The organism is Streptomyces pilosus, assembly GCF_014649835.1.
Lineage (GTDB): Bacteria > Actinomycetota > Actinomycetes > Streptomycetales > Streptomycetaceae > Streptomyces > Streptomyces pilosus.
Map to the genome: position 1 here is coordinate 73,669 of NZ_BMTU01000015.1, position 17,620 is coordinate 91,288.

Annotated in this window: 17 protein-coding genes and 1 tRNA gene; 7 read left to right on the forward strand and 11 right to left on the reverse strand. The window is 72.6% G+C overall.

What is annotated here, in order from left to right:
* Positions 1–19: 19 nt before the first annotated feature.
* Together IE118_RS28715 and IE118_RS28720 are read right to left on the reverse strand one after the other, a co-directional pair.
* Positions 20–93 (reverse strand) — tRNA-Thr (locus tag IE118_RS28715).
* 85 nt (positions 94–178) lie between these two features.
* Positions 179–589, reverse strand: coding sequence for a DUF3224 domain-containing protein (locus tag IE118_RS28720; RefSeq protein ID WP_189560995.1), 411 nt, complete (start codon positions 587–589; stop codon positions 179–181).
* Between the two features lie 109 nt (positions 590–698).
* On the opposite strand from IE118_RS28720, the gene IE118_RS28725 reads away from it, so the two are divergent.
* The 4 genes from IE118_RS28725 (at position 699) to IE118_RS28740 (ending at position 4,506) form a co-directional block, all read left to right on the forward strand.
* The gene (locus IE118_RS28725; protein ID WP_189560996.1) at positions 699–1,700 is read left to right on the forward strand and encodes a helix-turn-helix transcriptional regulator; all 1,002 of its coding nucleotides are present in this window, start codon (positions 699–701) and stop codon (positions 1,698–1,700) included.
* Positions 1,701–1,876: 176 nt separating this feature from the next.
* The gene (locus tag IE118_RS28730) at positions 1,877–2,965 is read left to right on the forward strand and encodes an ABC transporter ATP-binding protein (protein ID WP_189560997.1); all 1,089 of its coding nucleotides are present in this window, start codon (positions 1,877–1,879) and stop codon (positions 2,963–2,965) included.
* 189 nt (positions 2,966–3,154) lie between these two features.
* On the forward strand, positions 3,155–3,613 hold the full coding sequence (locus IE118_RS28735; protein ID WP_189560998.1) for a hypothetical protein: 459 nt from the start codon (positions 3,155–3,157) through the stop codon (positions 3,611–3,613).
* 161 nt (positions 3,614–3,774) lie between these two features.
* Positions 3,775–4,506: a nucleotidyltransferase family protein gene (locus IE118_RS28740; protein WP_189560999.1), complete on the forward strand. Its 732-nt coding sequence runs from the start codon at positions 3,775–3,777 to the stop codon at positions 4,504–4,506.
* 199 nt (positions 4,507–4,705) lie between these two features.
* Here IE118_RS28740 and IE118_RS28745 read toward each other — a convergent pair whose 3' ends face one another.
* The 6 genes from IE118_RS28745 to IE118_RS28770 all read right to left on the reverse strand — a co-directional run bounded on the left by IE118_RS28745 (position 4,706) and on the right by IE118_RS28770 (position 11,215).
* A complete protein-coding gene (locus tag IE118_RS28745) occupies positions 4,706–6,364 on the reverse strand; it encodes a DoxX family protein (RefSeq protein ID WP_189561000.1) in 1,659 nt (552 codons plus the stop codon).
* A gap of 140 nt (positions 6,365–6,504) precedes the next feature.
* Positions 6,505–7,446: a 23S rRNA (guanosine(2251)-2'-O)-methyltransferase RlmB gene (gene rlmB / locus IE118_RS28750; protein WP_189561001.1), complete on the reverse strand. Its 942-nt coding sequence runs from the start codon at positions 7,444–7,446 to the stop codon at positions 6,505–6,507.
* A 122-nt stretch (positions 7,447–7,568) separates the two neighbouring features.
* A complete protein-coding gene (gene cysS / locus IE118_RS28755; protein WP_189561002.1) occupies positions 7,569–8,969 on the reverse strand; it encodes a cysteine--tRNA ligase in 1,401 nt (466 codons plus the stop codon).
* A gap of 146 nt (positions 8,970–9,115) precedes the next feature.
* Entirely contained in the window at positions 9,116–9,610 is a 495-nt protein-coding gene (gene ispF, locus IE118_RS28760) for a 2-C-methyl-D-erythritol 2,4-cyclodiphosphate synthase (protein WP_189561003.1), read from the reverse strand.
* Positions 9,600–10,376, reverse strand: coding sequence for a 2-C-methyl-D-erythritol 4-phosphate cytidylyltransferase (gene ispD, locus IE118_RS28765; RefSeq protein ID WP_189561004.1), 777 nt, complete (start codon positions 10,374–10,376; stop codon positions 9,600–9,602). Before ispD ends, ispF begins: the two co-directional genes overlap by 11 nt.
* Before the next feature lie 356 nt (positions 10,377–10,732).
* Positions 10,733–11,215 (reverse strand): CarD family transcriptional regulator, encoded by a 483-nt coding sequence (locus IE118_RS28770; RefSeq protein WP_003953493.1) that lies wholly within the window; start codon positions 11,213–11,215, stop codon positions 10,733–10,735.
* Between the two features lie 712 nt (positions 11,216–11,927).
* Here IE118_RS28770 and IE118_RS28775 point away from each other — a divergent pair.
* Positions 11,928–12,638, forward strand: a complete 711-nt coding sequence (locus IE118_RS28775) for a copper chaperone PCu(A)C domain-containing protein (protein ID WP_189561005.1) — start codon at positions 11,928–11,930, stop codon at positions 12,636–12,638.
* Between the two features lie 85 nt (positions 12,639–12,723).
* Here the strand turns inward: IE118_RS28775 and phoP are convergent, their stop codons facing one another.
* Positions 12,724–13,404, reverse strand: coding sequence for a two-component system response regulator PhoP (gene phoP, locus IE118_RS28780; RefSeq protein WP_030829297.1), 681 nt, complete (start codon positions 13,402–13,404; stop codon positions 12,724–12,726).
* Positions 13,401–14,720, reverse strand: a complete 1,320-nt coding sequence (phoR, locus tag IE118_RS28785; protein ID WP_189561006.1) for a two-component system sensor histidine kinase PhoR — start codon at positions 14,718–14,720, stop codon at positions 13,401–13,403. Before phoR ends, phoP begins: the two co-directional genes overlap by 4 nt.
* A gap of 199 nt (positions 14,721–14,919) precedes the next feature.
* Here phoR and phoU point away from each other — a divergent pair, with 199 nt between their 5' ends.
* On the forward strand, positions 14,920–15,621 hold the full coding sequence (gene phoU / locus IE118_RS28790) for a phosphate signaling complex protein PhoU (RefSeq protein ID WP_189561007.1): 702 nt from the start codon (positions 14,920–14,922) through the stop codon (positions 15,619–15,621).
* A gap of 348 nt (positions 15,622–15,969) precedes the next feature.
* On the forward strand, positions 15,970–16,125 hold the full coding sequence (locus IE118_RS28795) for a hypothetical protein (protein WP_189561008.1): 156 nt from the start codon (positions 15,970–15,972) through the stop codon (positions 16,123–16,125).
* Positions 16,126–16,183: 58 nt separating this feature from the next.
* Here the strand turns inward: IE118_RS28795 and IE118_RS28800 are convergent, their stop codons facing one another.
* Positions 16,184–17,446, reverse strand: coding sequence for an MDR family MFS transporter (locus tag IE118_RS28800; RefSeq protein WP_189561009.1), 1,263 nt, complete (start codon positions 17,444–17,446; stop codon positions 16,184–16,186).
* Between the last annotated feature and the right edge of the window lie 174 nt (positions 17,447–17,620).

Below are 17,620 nucleotides of genomic sequence, written 5' to 3' on the forward strand. Positions count from 1 at the left end.
CCCGCCTGGGATTCCAAGGAGCCCCCTGTCGGATTCGAACCGACGACCTACGCATTACAAGTGCGTTGCTCTGGCCATCTGAGCTAAGGAGGCGTCGCGCGGCGCGCGCGAAGGCTGGTCCACTGTACACAGTGGCGCTTTCGCCCGGCCACGCACTTGTGGGAGTGGTCCCGTCCGCTCACTCCACCTCGTAGGCGAAGGTGTACGGCACCTTCGTGTCGCCGTGCCGGTAGGTGAAGCCGCCCGTGCCGCGCAGGCCCGTCAGCTCCCCGGTGCCCGACCCCTCGACGACCTCCAGGACGCAGTGCACGGTGCCGTCGCTCGCGAACCGGCCGCGTTCCTCGAGGGAGAAGGTGCCCTCGCGGCCGTCGACGCGGCCGGTGAGGAGTTCCATGCCCGCGAAGGCACCGGTCGTCGCCGTCAGGTAGGTGATCGAGTAGTCGCAGGTGGTGGCCTCGGCCTCGATGCCGCCCGAGAAGGCGTTGGTGACCGTGGCGTGCGCGAGCCGGGGCAGGGCGCCCTCCGGGGTGACGGGCTGCTCCTTCCAGTCGGCGAAGGTGAAGTGGCCGGTGACCTGGGTGGTCGGCATGGAGGTTCCCTTTCCGAGGTGACGGACGTGCCCGGTGGCCGTCCCTGCGTCCCACCCTCCCGGCCGTACCTGACACCTCCTGTCAGGTACGGCGGGCACAATCGCCGCCATGCGTGCCGACCGCCTCCTCGCCCTGCTCCTGCTGCTGCAGAACCGCGGCCGGATGACCGCGCCCCGGCTGGCGGCCGAACTGGAGGTGTCCGTGCGCACCGTCTACCGGGACATCGAGGCGCTGGGCGCCGCCGGGGTCCCGGTACGGGCCGAGCGCGGGCCGGAGGGCGGCTACCGCCTGGTGGAGGGCTACCGCACCCGGCTGACCGGGCTGACGGACGCGGAGGCCGGTTCGCTGGTCCTGGCCGGGCTGCCGGGACCGGCCGGCGACCTGGGGCTCGGCCCCGTTCTGGCCAGCGCCCAGCTGAAGATGGAGGCGGCCCTGCCGGGCGAGCCGGCCGAGCGGGCGCGGCGGGTGCGCGAGCGGTTCCACCTGGACGCGCCGGCCTGGTTCCGGGACGCCGACCCCGTGCCGTTCCTGGAGCCGATCGCGCGGGCGGTGTGGGAGCGCAGGGTGCTCAGGACCCGGTACCGGCGCTGGCGCGGGGAGGTGCACCGGGACCTCGGACCGCTGGGACTCGTGCTGAAGGGCGGCATCTGGTACCTGGTGGCGCTGGCGGACGACGCGGTGCGCACCTACCGGGTGTCGCGGTTCCGGGCGGTGGCGGAGACGGGCGGGGAGTTCACCCGGCCCGCCGGGTTCGACCTGGCCGCCTACTGGACGGAGTCCTCCCGGCGGATGGAGGCGGCGACACGGCAGGGCACGGCCCGGCTGCGGTTGTCGCCGCGCGGGCGGAAGCTGCTGCCGATGCAGTTCGGGGCGGCGGGGGCGCGGGCGCTCGCGGACGCGGGGCCGCCGGACGCGGAGGGCTGGGTCGAGGTGGAACTGTCCGTGGAGTCGGAGGCGGTGGCCACGGGCGACCTGCTGCGGCTCGGCGTCGAGGCGGAGGTGCTGGGGCCGAGCGGGCTGCGCCGGGCGGTCGCGGCGGCGGTGGCGGTGCTGGCGGACCGGTACGCGGGCGATTCACCCCCTCACGAAACCGAACAGTCACACCCGTGATCGAAAGTTTCCGCGGAATTCACCGCCCTGGAACTGCTGACAAGCAGGTGAACGCCAGGTACCGTCCTGTGCCAGTTCACCCATGTGGACCTCACCACAACGGAACACCGTCGTGGCATCACCTTCCTACTCGGATCGTCCGGCACGTTCCTGCCGGTAGAAGGGGACCATTCAGCATGGCCACTGTCACGTTCGACAAGGCGACCCGGATCTACCCCGGTTCCACCAAGCCCGCCGTCGACGCCCTGGACATCGAGATCGCGGACGGCGAATTCCTCGTCCTCGTCGGCCCGTCCGGCTGCGGCAAGTCCACCTCGCTCCGCATGCTCGCGGGGCTCGAGGACGTCAACGGCGGCGCCATCCGCATCGGCGACCGCGACGTCACCCACCTGCCGCCGAAGGACCGGGACATCGCCATGGTGTTCCAGAACTACGCGCTCTACCCGCACATGACCGTCGCCGACAACATGGGCTTCGCGCTCAAGATCGCCGGCGTCAACAAGGCGGAGATCCGGCAGAAGGTCGAGGAGGCCGCGAAGATCCTCGACCTCACCGAGTACCTGGACCGCAAGCCGAAGGCGCTCTCCGGCGGTCAGCGCCAGCGTGTCGCCATGGGCCGCGCCATCGTCCGCGAGCCGCAGGTCTTCCTCATGGACGAGCCGCTGTCCAACCTGGACGCCAAGCTCCGCGTGTCGACCCGTACGCAGATCGCGTCGCTCCAGCGCCGTCTGGGCATCACCACCGTCTACGTCACCCACGACCAGGTCGAGGCCCTCACCATGGGCGACCGTGTCGCGGTCCTCAAGGACGGTCTGCTCCAGCAGGTCGACACCCCGCGCAACATGTACGACAAGCCCGCGAACCTCTTCGTCGCCGGCTTCATCGGCTCCCCGGCCATGAACCTGATCGAGGTCCCCGTCACCGACGGCGGCGTGAAGTTCGGCAACTCGGTGGTGCCGGTGCAGCGTGACGCGCTCTCCGCGACCAGCGACAAGACCGTCACCGTGGGCGTGCGCCCCGAGCACTTCGACGTGGCCGGCCCCGACTCGGACCTGGGTGTCGCGGTCACCGTGAACGTCGTGGAGGAGCTGGGCTCCGACGCGTTCGTCTACGGCACCGCGCAGCTCGGCGGCGAGGCCAAGGACATCGTGGTCCGCGTCGGCGGCCGTGACGTCCCGGAGAAGGGCAGCGAGCTGCACGTCGTGCCGCGCGCGGGCGAGACCCACGTGTTCTCGACGTCGTCCGGCGCGCGCCTGTCCGACTGAGAGCGACCGCACCGACGTCGAAGGGCCCCGCGGAACACCGCGGGGCCCTTCGCGTTGTCGACAAATACCCCGGCAAAGCACGCATTTCGAGCGCGTACGTCAACACACCGCTCGGAATCGGGAGTTCCGTGTCCCTCGTAACGGTGACGGAATGTTTCATCGCCGCTACCGGGCGCTACCCTCACACGCGTGACGCACTCCCTTCACCCTCAGACGCGACGCGGTCGGGGCCCTGCCCGCCGGATCGGCCGTTCCCTCGCCCTCGTCCTGCCCGTCGTCCTGGTGCTCTCCGGGACTCTCGCGGTCGCGGGGGTCAACTGGTCGGGGACGCCCGCGAGTCCGGTGCTCCCCGTCGCGGACACCGCCGCCGCCTCCGGAGCCTCGTCGCGGGCCGACGCGCGCGCCCCGCAGGACGTGCTGCGCGACAAGCTGCTGATCGAACTCCAGGAGAAGGACCCGGGCGCGGCGCTCACCCAGCTCCAGCAGGCGGTCGACGACCGGCCGTCCCTGGCCGAGCACTGCGCCTCCATCGCCCGCTCCCTGGGCCGGGCAGCGGTCCGCGTCTACGGTCCGACCAAGGCCCAGTCCTACGCCCGCCCGGTCTGCGACACCGCCTTCGCCACAGGAGTCGTCAAGGCCACCCGCTGACCCCACCCGGCACAACCGCCCCCGTGGGCGGTCGTGCCTCCCCCGGTGCCCGGGGAGGTGCCCACGCTCCGCGAAACCGAGCGTGGGCACCTGCACGGCACCTGCACGGCACCGACAGGACCCCGGCGGCCCCCGGCCCGGCGCCGCGTAAAGTTCCGGTCATGACCGACCCGCGTGCCGTCTCCCGCCCCGTCCAAGCCGTCATCCTGGCCGGCGGCCAGGGCTCCCGGCTCCGCCCGTACACCGACGACCGGCCCAAGCCGATGGTCGAGATCCCCGGCACGGGAACCCCGATCATCGGCCATCAGCTCACCTGGCTCGCCGAGGAGGGCGTCACCGACGTCGTCGTCTCCTGCGGTCACCTCGCCGAGGTGCTGCAGAAGTGGCTGGACAGCACCGAACTGCCCGTCTCCGTCACCACCGTCGTCGAGACGGAGCCCCTCGGCCGCGGCGGCGGCCTGAAGTACGCCGCCGCCCACCTGCCCCACCCGGACCGGCCCTGGTACGCCACGAACGGCGACATCTGGACCCGGTTCTCGCTGCGCGACATGGCCGACTTCCACACCGAGCGGGACGCCGTGGCGACGCTCGCCCTGGCCCGCCCGCGCATCCCGTGGGGCGCGGTGCGCACCGACGGCTTCGGTCACATCACCGACTTCATCGAGGCCCCGCCGTCGACGTTCGAGATCAACGCGGGTGTGTACGTGTTCTCCGCCGAGTTCGCCGGTCTGCTCCCGGAGCGCGGCGACCACGAGCGCACCACGTTCCCCCGCCTCGCCCGTGAGCGCAGCCTCGCCGGGTTCCCCATCCCCCAGGGCTCCTACTGGCGGGCGATCGACACCGCGAAGGATCTGACGGAGGCGGCGAAGGAGCTGGCGGCACAGGGTCGCTGACGTCCGGCCGCACGGGACGCACCGGCCGGGCCGGCCGGCGGCGCGCGCGGTCCGCCGACGCGAACACCCCCGAACCCCCACGCGAACGCTCACACCCACGCCCCGAACGCCCACCACGCGAACGCCTCACGACGGAGGGGTCCCGCACGGACGCACCGTGCGGGACCCCTCCGTCGTACGCGCCGGGGGCGCGGGGGTGTCACCCCAGGAGGCCGCCGACGAGCCCCGGCCGCCCGGAGGAACCGCCCTCGTCCCCGCTCGGGTCGCCGCCCCCGCTGCCTCCCGAGCCACCGCCGCCCGAGGTCGGGCCGGTGGTGGTGCTCGGGGCCTGGTCGACCGGGGAGGACTGCTGCGGCGGGGCCTCCCCGCTGCTGCCCTGGCTCTGGCTGGGGGCGCCGGTGGCGGACCCGGCGCCCTGGGTCGCGCCGGGGCTGGTGGTCCCGGCGGACGGGCTTTCCGAGTTCGTGGCGTCCCGGGTGGGCGAGGTGGAGGCGGACGGGGTCCGCTCCTCCTCGCGCCCTGCCGCGGAGTCCTCCGGCAGCGGCGATCCGGGGAGTTCGTTGCGCGGGGCCTCGCCGGGGCCGGGGACGACGACCCGGTCGGCGTCGCGGACGGCTCCACCGAGGAGCGAGCCGACGAGCATGGTCAGCCCGCACACCACGAAGGTGATGAGGACACCGCGCCGCAGGACGTGGCTCCGCAGCTCCCAGATGTCCGCGCGGGGGCCGAGCCGGCGCCAGGCCCCGCCCGCGAGGCGGCCGTCGACGGAGTAGACGGGGGCGCCCGCGATGATCAGCGGCGACCAGGCGGCGAGGTAGATGATGTCGGGCGCCTCGTAGGCGGGGACGCTCTTCCAGCTGACGGTGACCAGCAGCGCCGCCGAGAGCGTGGCCCCGACGACGGCGGCCAGCCGCTGCCAGCAGCCGAGGACGGTGAGGACACCGACGACGATCTGGGCGAAGGCGATGGCCAGTCCGGAGCCGATGGGGTGCTCGAGGGCGAACTGGCGCAGCGGCTCGGCGACCTCCCAGGGATGCAGGGTGTGCAGCCACTTGACCATGGAGCCGCGCTTGCCGCCCTCGAAGTAGAGGGGGTCGCAGAGCTTGCTCATCCCGGCGTAGACGGAGATGCCGCCGAGGAAGACGCGCAGCGGGAGCAGGACGACGCCGAGGTTCATCCGGCGGCCGGGGTAGTAGGCGTGCCGGGCCGGGTCGTCGCCGTGCCGCCGGCCGCGGTGGCCGCCGGGCCCGTACGCGTCGTCGTGGGCGGGGTCGTCGTAGTCCGGGTGACCGTCGTGGGGGTGGTCGTAGCCGGGTTCGTCGTCGGCGCTGCCGACCTGGCGCATCGGCGGGAGCAGGGGCCCGTCGCGGTGGCGGCGCTGGGCGCCGACGAACGGGACCTCGATGGGCTGGGTGTCCGGGCCGTCGTCGTGGTCGTACCCGGTGCCCGTCCGGGGCAGGACGCGGGTGGCCCCGGAGTCGGTGAACAGGTCGTCGGCGTGGCGGACGCCCTCGTGCTGCCGCACGGCCTGGAGCAGTCGGTGGGCGCCGGTGTCGTCGGGGGCGGACCGGCCGCTCCAGACGACGGGACGGCGGCGGGCGGCGGGCTGCCCCGCCGCGCCCATGCTGGTGACGACGGGGATGCGGGCGGTGTCCTCGACGGCACTCGCGTACCGGACGATGCGCGGTGAGGTGGCGCGCCGCGCCGAGACGCCCAGCTGCACGCGGAAGCTGGCGTGATTGACGATGACCTGCGCCGGATCGCTCGGCACCTTCACCATGCTCAGCGCGGGGACGTCGTCGAGGCCGGACGAGCGGTCCCCCGTGGGTGTGCGGGGTGTTCTGGTGTCCACACTCATCTAACCGAGTGACATGGCGTTAGGACACTGCCTTGACCGGCCGGATGTGTCCGGACCGCGTCAAGCCTGCCCGCACCACCCGGAATCCCCCGTCCGGGTGATGAACCCGCACACCCGTTCCCCCGTCCGGGTGCGAGGGCTCAGCCCCGTCGGCGCGCCGCCTCGTACAGCACGATCCCGGCGGCCACACCGGCGTTGAGCGATTCCGCGCCGCCCGGCATCGGGATCCGCACGCGGAAGTCGCAGGTCTCGCCGACCAGGCGGGAGAGGCCCTTGCCCTCGCTGCCGACGACGATGACGACCGGGCCGCCCAGGGCGTCCAGCGCACCGATCTCGGCCTCGCCGTCGGCGGCCAGGCCGACGACCGCGATCCCGGCCTTCTTGTACGCCTCCAGCGCGCGCGTCAGATTGGTGGCGCGGGCGACGGGCGTACGGGCGGCGGTGCCCGCGGACGTCTTCCAGGCGCCGGCGGTCATCCCGGCGGCGCGGCGCTCGGGCACGACGACGCCGTGGCCGCCGAAGGCGGAGACGGACCGGACGACCGCGCCGAGGTTGCGCGGGTCGGTGACCCCGTCGAGGGCGACGATCAGCGGGTCCTGCCCCTCGTCGTGGGCGTGCGCGACCAGGTCCTCGGGGTGCGCGTACTCGTACGGCGGGACCTGGAGGACCAGACCCTGGTGGTTCAGACCGTTGGTCATGCGGTCGAGCTCCGGGCGGGGCGCCTCCATGAGGTTGATGCCGCCGCGCTCGGCCGCGAGCTGGAGCGCCTCGCGCACCCGCTCGTCGTTGTCGATGAACTGCTGCACGTACAGGGTGGACGCGGGCACGCCCTCGCGCAGCGCCTCGACGACCGGGTTGCGGCCGACGACGAGCTCCGAGGCCGAACGGCCCCCGCCGCGTCGCTGCGGGGTGCGGCCGGTGGCCCGGCGCACCTTGGCCTGGGCGGCACGCTGCTTGGCGTGTCCCTTGCGCATCTCGGCGGGCGGCGTCGGCCCCTTGCCTTCGAGGCCCCGGCGTCGCTGGCCGCCACTGCCGACCTGCGCGCCCTTCTTGCCGGACATGCGGCGGTTGTTCGCGGCCATGAGGTATCCGTCTCCGTGAAGTCGTGAGTGGTGCGTACGTCTGTGAAGTGTGCCGCCCGGAGGCCCGGACGGCACAGTCGATCTTCGAACGGGCAGGCCGGAGCGAGCTGGCGGGCCCGGCCTCAGCGCGGGCCGAGGCTCCAGCGCGGCCCCTGCGGGCCGTCCTCGATGACCAGTCCCGACTGGCCGAGCTGGTCGCGGATGGCGTCCGCGGTGGGCCAGTCCTTGCGGGCCCGGGCGGCCTCGCGCTGGTCGAGGACCATGCGGACCAGGGTGTCGACCACGCCGTGCAGGTCCTGGCCGCGGTCGCCCTCACCGGCCCACTGGGCGTCCAGCGGGTCGAGGCCGAGCACCCCGAGCATGGAGCGGACCTCGGCGAGCCGGGCGACGGCCGCTTCCTTGTCGTCGGCGGCCAGCGCGCTGTTGCCCTGGCGGACGGTGGTGTGCACGACGGCGAGCGCCTGCGGGACGCCCAGGTCGTCGTCCATCGCCTCGGCGAACGCGGGCGGCACCTCGCGGGCGGGCTCGACGGCGCCCCCCGCCAGCTCGGTCACGCGCTGCACGAAGCCCTCGATCCGCGCGAACCCGGACTCCGCCTCGCGCAGGGCCTCCTCGCTGTACTCGATCATCGACCGGTAGTGCGGGGTGCCGAGGTAGTAGCGCAGCACGATGGGCCGCCAGCGCTTGACCATCTCGCTGACGAGCACCGAGTTGCCGAGCGACTTCGACATCTTCTCGCCGCTCATGGTGACCCAGGCGTTGTGCACCCAGTAGCGGGCGAACTCGTCGCCGTAGGCCTTAGCCTGGGCGATCTCGTTCTCGTGGTGCGGGAAGATCAGGTCGAGGCCGCCGCCGTGGATGTCGAAGGCGCTGCCCAGGTACTTGTGCGCCATCGCCGAGCACTCCAGGTGCCAGCCGGGGCGCCCGCGGCCCCACGGCGTCTCCCAGCTCGGCTCGCCGGGCTTGGCCGCCTTCCACATCGCGAAGTCGCGCGGGTCCCGCTTGCCGGTCTCGCCCTCGCCCGACGGCTGGAGCAGGTTGTCCAGCTCCTGGTTGGAGAGATTCAGGTACTCGGGGTACGAGGTGACGGCGAAGTACACGTTGCCGTCGGCCTCGTAGGCGTGGCCGCGCTCGATGAGGCCGCGCATCATCTCGACCATCTCGGTGATGTGGCCGGTCGCGCGGGGCTCGTAGGTGGGCGGCAGGCAGCCGAGGGCCCGGTAGCCGTCGTCGAAGGCGAGCTCGTTCTCGTAGCCGATGGACCACCAGGGGCGGGCCTGTTCGGCGGACTTCGCGATGATCTTGTCGTCGATGTCGGTGACGTTCCGGACGAACGTCACCTCCAGGCCGCGGTACTCGAACCAGCGGCGCATGATGTCGAAGTTCAGGCCCGAGCGGATGTGCCCGATGTGGGGTGCCGCCTGCACGGTGGCACCACACAGGTAGATCGAGACGCAACCCGGCTGGAGCGGGGTGAAGTCACGGATCTGCCGGGCGCTGGTGTCGTACAGGCGAATAGTCACGACACCAGGGTAGTAGGCGCGGACGTGTGCGGTGCGCCTCCGGCGTTTTCGAGGGCGCATGTCACGCGTGGGCTGGTGCGGGGCCTGTCACGCCCGCGTGGCGGGGCCGCGCCCGGCACGGCCCGCGCCCCCGCGGGGCGGGTCCGTCACCCCTCGGGCACGACGAGCGCCGTCGCCACCGCCATCAGCCCCTCGTCCCGTCCCGGGAAGCCCAGGCCGTCGGTCGTGGCGCCCGAGACCGAGACCGGGGCGCCCGCCGCCTCCGTCAGGATCTTCTGCGCCTCGTCCCGGCGTCTGCCGATCTTCGGGCGGGGTCCGACGACCTGCACGGCGACGTTGCCGATGCGGAAACCGGCCGCGCGGACGATGCGCGCGGCCTCGGTGAGCAGGGTGACGCCCGACGCGCCGGACCACTCGGGCCGGCCGGTGCCGAAGTGCTGTCCCAGGTCGCCGAGGCCGGCGGCGGAGAAGAGGGCGTTGCAGGCGGCGTGGGCGACGACGTCGGCGTCGGAGTGGCCGGCCAGGCCGGGCCCCTCGCCCTCCCACTTCAGGCCGGCGCACCACAGCTCGCGGCCGTCCTCGAAGGCATGGATGTCGGTGCCGATGCCGACCCGCGGCAGGGGGTACGGCTCAGAAGCCATCGTTGAGCCTCCTGCGGGCCAGGACCGCCTCGGCGAGGACGAGGTCGAGGGGGCGGGTGACCTTGAAGGCCTCCTCATGACCGGGGACCGTGACGACGGTGAGCCCGAGCTGTTCGACCATGCTCGCGTCGTCGGTGACGTCGTCCTTCACGGTCTCGTGCGCGCGCACGAGGGTGGCCCGGTCGAAGCCCTGCGGCGTCTGCACCGCCCGCAGCAGGGACCGGTCGGGGGTGGCGACCACGGGTTCCGGCTCGCCGGGTCCCGGGGCGGGCGCGACCTGCTTGACGGTGTCGGCGAGGGGCAGGGCGGGGACGACGGCGGGCGCGCCGTCACGGACGGCCTCGACGACGGCGTCGACGGTGTCCACGGGGACGAGGGGGCGGGCCGCGTCGTGCACCAGGACGATGTCGTAGCCGGGCGGCAGCGCGTCCAGGCCGAGCTTCACGGACGCCTGGCGGCTGTCACCGCCGGGGACGACGACGAAGTCGGTGCGCTCGGGCAGTGCGTGCGCGTCGAGCAGCGTCCTGACCTCGGCGGCGCCGTCGGGCGGGGCCACGACGACGACCAGGGAGACGGCGCGCGAGTCGGCCATCGCGCGGATCGCGTGGATGAGCATGGGCGTGCCGCCGAGGGCGCGCAGCGCCTTGGGGGCGCCCGGGCCGAGGCGCACGCCGCGGCCGGCGGCCGGGATGACGGCCGCCGTACGGGTGGCCGGACGGCCTGATGCGGGGGTCGGGGACGGCGGGGTGAGCGGATCGGCAGACATCGGTTCCTGTCAGGTTTGTGTGCTCGGCCTACGTGGGTATGGCCTGGGCGTACCCCCTGCTCCCGGAGCGGGGGGAGTGCCGGGCGTCCGCCTTGACCAGCCCCTTCCGTGATTCTGGTCGAGTCGACCGCCCGGGCCCGGCACGCAGGGTGGGGGCGTGAGTGACGACACGGACCTCACCACGGCGCAGAAGCAGCGTACGTACGGCGTCCGGGTACGAAGATGCCGCAGCGCCCGGCGACAGTCATGACGTCATCGGGCACCGCGGCATTTCGGTGTGCGGCATTTCGGTCTGCTGAGTGTGGGCTGCTGCGCTCCGCCGAGCGCGAGCGGAACCGTCACTCAGGAGGCGGGCCTCAGGAGGCGAGCACCTCGTCGAGCAGGGCCTCGGCCTTGTCCTCGTTGGTGTTCTCAGCGAGGGCGAGCTCGCTGACCAGGATCTGACGCGCCTTGGCGAGCATGCGCTTCTCACCGGCGGAGAGTCCGCGCTCGCGCTCACGACGCCACAGGTCACGCACGACTTCCGCGACCTTGATGACATCGCCCGAGGCGAGCTTCTCGAGATTTGCCTTGTAGCGACGGGACCAGTTCGTGGGCTCCTCCGCGTACGGTGCGCGCAGCACCTCGAAGACCCGGTCCAGCCCGTCCTGACCGACCACATCACGCACGCCGACGAACTCCGCATTGTCCGCTGGCACACGTACCGTCAGGTCACCCTGGGCGACCTTCAGCACCAAGTAGGTCTTGTCCACGCCTTTGATCTGGCGAGTTTCGATAGCCTCGATCAGCGCGGCCCCGTGATGGGGATAGACCACGGTGTCGCCAACCTTGAACGTCATGTGACAGGTACCCCTTCCGTGGCTATCCAGGGTAACACGGATACGGCGTCTTCTGAATGGCGTTTTCGCAGGTCAGGGCCATTCTCGGGGCTTGACAACTGCAACAGGAACGTGCTGCGGACGCCTAGCGGAAGCAGGTATTCGCAGGTCGGAGCGGCTCTCCGGCACGCGCGAATCGGGCACGTCACACACACCGGAAGCCTCACACAAGCGGCCGAACGTCCCCATATGTCCGGTTCCGGATGCTCGAGTTTCGCTACTCCGTTCGGTGAACCCGGCCGGGTTCCGGTCGATTCAGGAATTGATCACACGCTCCGGGATCGGCGACCGGTGATCAATTCCGCGACCGCCCCCTCATTCCCCGGCGGAAATACGCGAGCGGACGAATGAACCGGTCCGGAGCGGCAGCGGTTCGCCACTCGCGGACTCTCCCGGGGCGGAAGTGACGGGTGTTTACCAACGGGTCGGTTGTGGTTCACGGGACGGGTGGGACGGGGCGGGTGGGACGCGAGAGGACCCGTGTGCCGCGGCGGCCGGTGATCGGGTGAAGCCGGCCGGCCCGCGCACCGCTTCCCGGGCTAACCCGCGCCCATCGGGAGGGTCGGGTGCGGCACCGCGGGAACGGCTCGGTAACCTGAGGCCGCTGACAGATACTTAGGGCGGCTTTACCCGGGTCGCCAAACGCTCGACGAGTCAAGGAGTTGCCGCCGCCGTGAGCAGCAGCCTTCGACGCGGCGCACTCGCCGCCGCCGCCATCGCGTTCTCGATCGCCTCGCTCTCCGCGTGCGCGGCCGGCAACAACGCCCAGACCCTGGAGATCCAGCCGGACAACGCCGCGACGTCGGTCGGTGACATCAAGGTCCAGAACGCCATCGTGGTGACCCAGCCGGACCTGGAGTCGACCGGCCCCGCCGTCGTCTCCGCCACGCTGTTCAACGAGGGCCGCACCGACCAGACGCTGGAGTCGATCACCCTCCCCGGCACCGGCAAGACCGCCGAGCTGACCCCCGCCGAGGGCGGCAGCCTGACCGTCCCGGCCGGCGGCCGGCTGATCATCGGCGGCGAGGGCAACGCCTCCGCCGTCCTGCCCAGCAGCCGTGAGGCCGTGCGGGACGGCAACGCGCAGCGGGTCACCTTCACCTTCAGCGAGACCGGTGAGGTGAGCCTGCGGGCGATCGTCTACCCGGCCGAGAAGTTCTTCGAGGAGTGGGGCCCGAGCGACATCCCGTCCGCGCCGGGCGGCTCGTCCGAGCCCTCGGCGGAGTCCTCCGACGAGCCGGCCGACGGCGGCACGGACGAGGCCGCCGACAACCCGGAGGGCGAGGGCGAGGAGAACTCCGGCTCCTCGGACTCCGGCTCCTCGGACTCCGGCTCCGAGACCCCGACGGACGCCGCCTCCGCCAGTCAGTCCTCCGGCCACTGACCGGCGCACCGGCACACGAAGGGCGGGCCCCCGGGTGGGGGCCCGCCCTTCGTGTCGTCACGGGCGGCCGCGGGCGTCCGCCGGCCTACGGCTCGAACTTGTAGCCCAGCCCCCGCACCGTCACCAGGTAGCGCGGCGCCCCGGGATCGGGCTCGATCTTCGCCCGCAGCCGCTTCACGTGCACGTCGAGCGTCTTGGTGTCGCCGACGTAGTCGGCCCCCCAGACCCGGTCGATGAGCTGCATCCGGGTCAGCACCCGCCCGGCGTTGCGCAGCAGCATCTCCAGCAGGTCGAACTCCTTCAGCGGCAGGTCGACCTTCGTGCCGCCCACGGTGACCACGTGCCGGTCGACGTCCATCCGCACCGGCCCGGCCTCCAGGGCCGCCGGCGCCACCTCCTCCGGCTCCCCGCGACGCCGCAGCACCGCGCGGATGCGGGCGACCAGCTCGCGAGAGGAGAACGGCTTGGTGACGTAGTCGTCGGCACCTATCTCCAGCCCGACCACCTTGTCGATCTCGCTGTCCTTGGCGGTGACCATGATGACGGGGACGTTGGAGCGGCCGCGCAGCTGGCGGCACACCTCGGTGCCCGGCAGCCCGGGCAGCATCAGGTCGAGGAGGACGAGATCGGCGCCGTTGCGCTCGAACTCGTCGAGTCCGTCGGGCCCGGTGGTCGCGACGGCGACCTCGAAACCCTCCTTGCGGAGCATGTACGACAGGGCGTCGGAGAAGGACTCCTCGTCCTCGACGACGAGCACTCGGGTCACGGAAGGACCTCCGGGGAGGGAAGCGTTGCGTACGCGGATGGATCGGAAGAGTGGGGGGATGGGTCGGCGGAACCGTGGGGGGTGGGGTGGGACGCCCCTCCGGCCTCGCCGTCGAGGCCTTCGGTGTCGTCGTCCCGGTGGGACATCCGGTGGGCACGGTCGCGGGCGGCACGGGCCTCCGGCAGCCGCAGGGTGAAGGTGGAACCCTGGCCCTCGGCGCTCCACACGGTGACTTCCCCGCCGTGCGAGGCGGCCACGTGCTTCACGATCGCGAGGCCCAGTCCCGTACCGCCGGTGGCACGGGAGCGGGCGGGGTCGACGCGGTAGAAGCGCTCGAAGACGCGCTCCTTGTCCTTCTCCGAGATGCCGATGCCCTGGTCGGTCACGGCTATCTCGATCAGGTCCCCGCCGGGCTGGACGACCGTGCGGGCCGCGATGCCGACGCGGGTGCGGGCGGGCGAGTAGTTGACCGCGTTCTCGACGAGGTTGCCGAGCGCGGCGGCGAGCTGGCCCCGGTTGCCCCAGATGCGCAGGTCGTCGGCGCCCGCCGCGGCCATGGTGATCTCCTTGGTGCCCGCGGCGTGCCGGCAGCGGTCGATGGCCTCGGCGACCAGTTCGTCGACGCGTACGGGTTCGGCGTCCTCCAGCGGGTCGTCGTTCTGCACCCGGGAGAGGTCGATGAGTTCCTGCACCAGGTTGGTCAGCCGGGTCGCCTCGATCTGCATGCGGCCGGCGAAACGCTCCACGGCCTCGGGGTCGTCGGAGGCGTCCATCACGGCCTCGGAGAGCAGCGAGAGCGCGCCGACGGGCGTCTTGAGCTCGTGGCTGACGTTGGCGACGAAGTCGCGTCGTACGGCCTCGATGCGGCGGGCCTCGGTGAGGTCCTCGACGAGCAGCAGGACGAGCCGGGAGCCGAGCGGCGCCACCCGCGCGGACACCGCGAGGGCCTCGCCGCGTCCGGTCCCCCGGCGGGGCAGGTCCAGCTCGACCTGGCGTATCTCGCCGTCGCGGCGGGTGTCGCGGGCCATCTTGAGCATGGGTTCCACGGCGAGCTTGCCGCCGCGGACCAGTCCGAGGGCGTACGCCGCGGAGCTGGCCTTGACCACCGCGTCGGCCTCGTCGAGGACGACGGCGGACGAGCGCAGCACGGACAGCACCGTGTCCACGCCCGGGGGGAGGACCGGGTCGGTGTGCAGGGAGGTGCGCGTGGGGCGTCTCTGTTCGCGTTCGCTGAAGCGGACCGCGAGCATGGCGATGACGCCGGTGAGCACTCCGGCGATCGCTGCCACTGCGGCGACCGCCGCGTTCACGTCCATGCGTCCAGGTTAGGCATGGCGCGGCCGGTGCCCACAGCCGTCGGTGGGCGACCTCGAACACTCGTCGCCCAGAGTTCACCTTGGAGCCAGGGATGGTTCATTTGGGGTGACGGAACCGGACGCGTAGGGGACGGAACGTGGGAGCGTGGGCAGGAGCCCAGGCCCCTGAAGCCCGGACAGACGTACGAGAGGAAGCCTGATGCGGGACGCGTACCACGAGGAACTGGATTCGATCGGCGACGGTCTGGTGGAGATGGCCCGGCTGGTCGGCTCGGCGATCGGGCGCGCCACGACCGCCATCCTCGACGCCGATCTGAAGCTTGCCGAGAACGTGATCGAGGCCGACCAGAAGGTCGACGAGCTCCAGCACGAGCTGGAGGCGCGGGCCATCGCGCTGCTGGCGCGCCAGCAGCCGGTGGCGACCGACCTGCGCATAGTCGTCACCTCGCTGCGGATGTCGGCCGACCTGGAGCGCTCCGGCGACCTCGCCCAACACGTGGCGAAGCTCGCGCGGCTGCGCTACCCGGACCGCGGGGTCCCGCGCGACCTGCACGCGACCATCCTGGAGATGGGTCAGCTCGCGCAGCGCCTGATGGCGAAGGCGGCCGAGGTGATCATCACCAAGGACGTCGACCTGGCGCTCCAGCTGGAGCAGGACGACGACGCGATGGACCTGCTGCACCGCACCCTGTTCCAGCACCTGATGGACGACCGCTGGAAGCACGGCATCGAGACGGCCGTCGACGTCACGCTGCTGGGCCGCTACTACGAGCGCTTCGCCGACCACGCGGTCTCGGTCGCCAAGCGGGTCGTCTACCTGGTCACGGGCGAGCACGCGGACGAGATCCAGGCGGAGCTCCAGACCGAGATCCCGACGGTGCCGGGGGCGCAGGAGGCCTGACCGCGGCTCGCCGGGCGGTGCGCGCGGGCCGGCGCGCGCGGCTCGGCGTGCACGGCTCGGTGGCCCGGCGGGCACGGCTCGGTCGCCCGGCGGGCACGGCTCGGTCGCCCGGCGGGCACGGCTCGGCATGTACGGCCCGGCGCGCGCGGCTCGGTGGCCCGGCGCGCGCGGCTCGGTCGCTCGGCGGGCACGGCTCGGCTTGTACGGCCCGGCGCGCGCGGCTCGGTGGCCCGGCGCGCGCGGGTGGGCCGGGGCGCTCACGAGCCTCAATGCGCCGTTGATGCGCCCAGGGGGGTGGGCATCCACTGGGCGAAGGTGTGCGCAGGCCCCAGCCCCGAGGAGGGACCCATGGCCGAATCCCCCGGCACGACGCCCGACCCCACGCAGGAGCGCGAGACCGAGCAGCCGGCCGAGATCAGACACCTCACCCTGATCGCCGCCTGCGGCTGCGGCTCCGGCTGCGGCTGCGGGTGCCAGTCGGGCAACCCGTGCCAGTGCGGCTGACGCGGTACGTCACGGAGGGCTCCGGCGCCGACCCGGCCGCCGGGGCCCTCGCCCCGTCTCAGGACGCCCGCACCTCGGGTGCCGGCTCCGGCTTCGTGACCACCGTCGGCGCGCCCTCCCCCGGCAGGCCGCGCATCAGCAGCGCGTACCCGAGGCCGGCGACCGTGCCGACGACGGCGCACGTCCCCCACAGCCAGGCGGCGCCCCAGTGGTCGATGACGAACCCGGACATCAGCGGGGCGACCAGGGCGGCGACCGCCCAGGACATGGTGTACATGCCCTGGTAGCGCCCGCGCCCGTGCACCGGGGAGAGCGCGACGACGAGCCCGGTCTGGGTCGGCGCGTTGACGATCTCGGCGAGCGTCCACACGCACACGGTGAGGGCGAAGACGGCCACCGAGTCGGCGAAGGCCGTGAGCCCGAACCCGTACCCGGCCAGCAGGGACGAGGCGATGAGCAGCTGCCGCGGGTCCCGCTTCTCGATGAACCGGGTGACGGGCAGCTGCAGGACGACGATCAGCACCCCGTTGACGGCGATGGCCAGGCCGAAGTCGGCGGGCGAGAACCCCGCCGCCCCCATGGCGACCGGCAGCCCCAGGTACCCCTGCTGGAACACGAGGGCGATGAGGAACGACAGCCCGACGACGCCCATGTACCGCCCGTCGCGCACCACGGTCCCCAGCGAGACGGAGTCCTTCTCCCCCGCGGGGCCCGCGGGGTCCTCCGCGGGCCGGGACTCGGGCAGCTTCACGAACACGAGCACCGCGCAGGCGAGCGTCATCCCCGCCTCGATCAGGAACCCGGCGCGGTAGCTGACCTCGGCGATGAACCCGGCGCCCGCGGAGGAGATCGCGAAACCGAGGTTGATGGCCCAGTAGTTGAGCGAGAAGGCCCGGACCCGGTCCTCGGGCCGCACGATGTCCGCCATCATCGCCTGCACGGCGGGCCGGGAGGCGTTGGAGGCCATGCCGACGAGGAACGCGACGGCCGCGATGGCGACGGGGTCCCGCACGAAGCCGAGCAGCGCGACGGACAGCGCGGTGGCGGTCTGGGAGACGAGCAGCGTGGGCCGCCGCCCCAGCCGGTCGGTCATCACCCCGGCACCGAGCGAGGAGATCACCCCGCCCAGCCCGTGCAGCGCGGCGACGAGACCGGCGTACGACGCGGAGTACCCGCGGTCCAGCGTCAGGTAGAGCGCCATGAAGGTGGCGACGAACGCGCCGAGCCGGTTCACCAGGGTGCTGAGCCACAGCCACCAGAACGCGCGGGGAAGCCCCGAGACGGACTCCCGCAGAGCACGTCTCACTCCGGCGACTGGCATGTGACCCCCCGTGGAACCCAGGTGCGCCCTGGTGTGCAGATGTAAGCGGCCGAAGTGGCCAGCACAACTTACATTCGTCGGCGGCGGCAACACCAGCCGATTAACGGGCCCCGCCGGCCGTCCGCCCAGCGGGCGGGGCGCGCGACGCCCGAGGGGCGTCGATTACGCTCGGGC

Bases quoted from the DNA above. Each gene is read 5' to 3' on its own strand.
- IE118_RS28770 (WP_003953493.1), bottom strand. From the start codon at position 11,215: ATGACGTTCAAGGTTGGCGACACCGTGGTCTATCCCCATCACGGGGCC.
- IE118_RS28740 (WP_189560999.1), top strand. From the start codon at position 3,775: ATGACCGACCCGCGTGCCGTCTCCCGCCCCGTCCAAGCCGTCATCCTG.
- IE118_RS28745 (WP_189561000.1), bottom strand. From the start codon at position 6,364: ATGAGTGTGGACACCAGAACACCCCGCACACCCACGGGGGACCGCTCG.
- IE118_RS28725 (WP_189560996.1), top strand. From the start codon at position 699: ATGCGTGCCGACCGCCTCCTCGCCCTGCTCCTGCTGCTGCAGAACCGC.
- IE118_RS28720 (WP_189560995.1), bottom strand. From the start codon at position 589: ATGCCGACCACCCAGGTCACCGGCCACTTCACCTTCGCCGACTGGAAG.
- rlmB (WP_189561001.1), bottom strand. From the start codon at position 7,446: ATGGCCGCGAACAACCGCCGCATGTCCGGCAAGAAGGGCGCGCAGGTC.
- IE118_RS28800 (WP_189561009.1), bottom strand. From the start codon at position 17,446: ATGCCAGTCGCCGGAGTGAGACGTGCTCTGCGGGAGTCCGTCTCGGGG.
- phoR (WP_189561006.1), bottom strand. From the start codon at position 14,720: ATGGACGTGAACGCGGCGGTCGCCGCAGTGGCAGCGATCGCCGGAGTG.
- ispD (WP_189561004.1), bottom strand. From the start codon at position 10,376: ATGTCTGCCGATCCGCTCACCCCGCCGTCCCCGACCCCCGCATCAGGC.
- ispF (WP_189561003.1), bottom strand. From the start codon at position 9,610: ATGGCTTCTGAGCCGTACCCCCTGCCGCGGGTCGGCATCGGCACCGAC.
- phoU (WP_189561007.1), top strand. From the start codon at position 14,920: ATGCGGGACGCGTACCACGAGGAACTGGATTCGATCGGCGACGGTCTG.
- IE118_RS28795 (WP_189561008.1), top strand. From the start codon at position 15,970: ATGGCCGAATCCCCCGGCACGACGCCCGACCCCACGCAGGAGCGCGAG.
- IE118_RS28730 (WP_189560997.1), top strand. From the start codon at position 1,877: ATGGCCACTGTCACGTTCGACAAGGCGACCCGGATCTACCCCGGTTCC.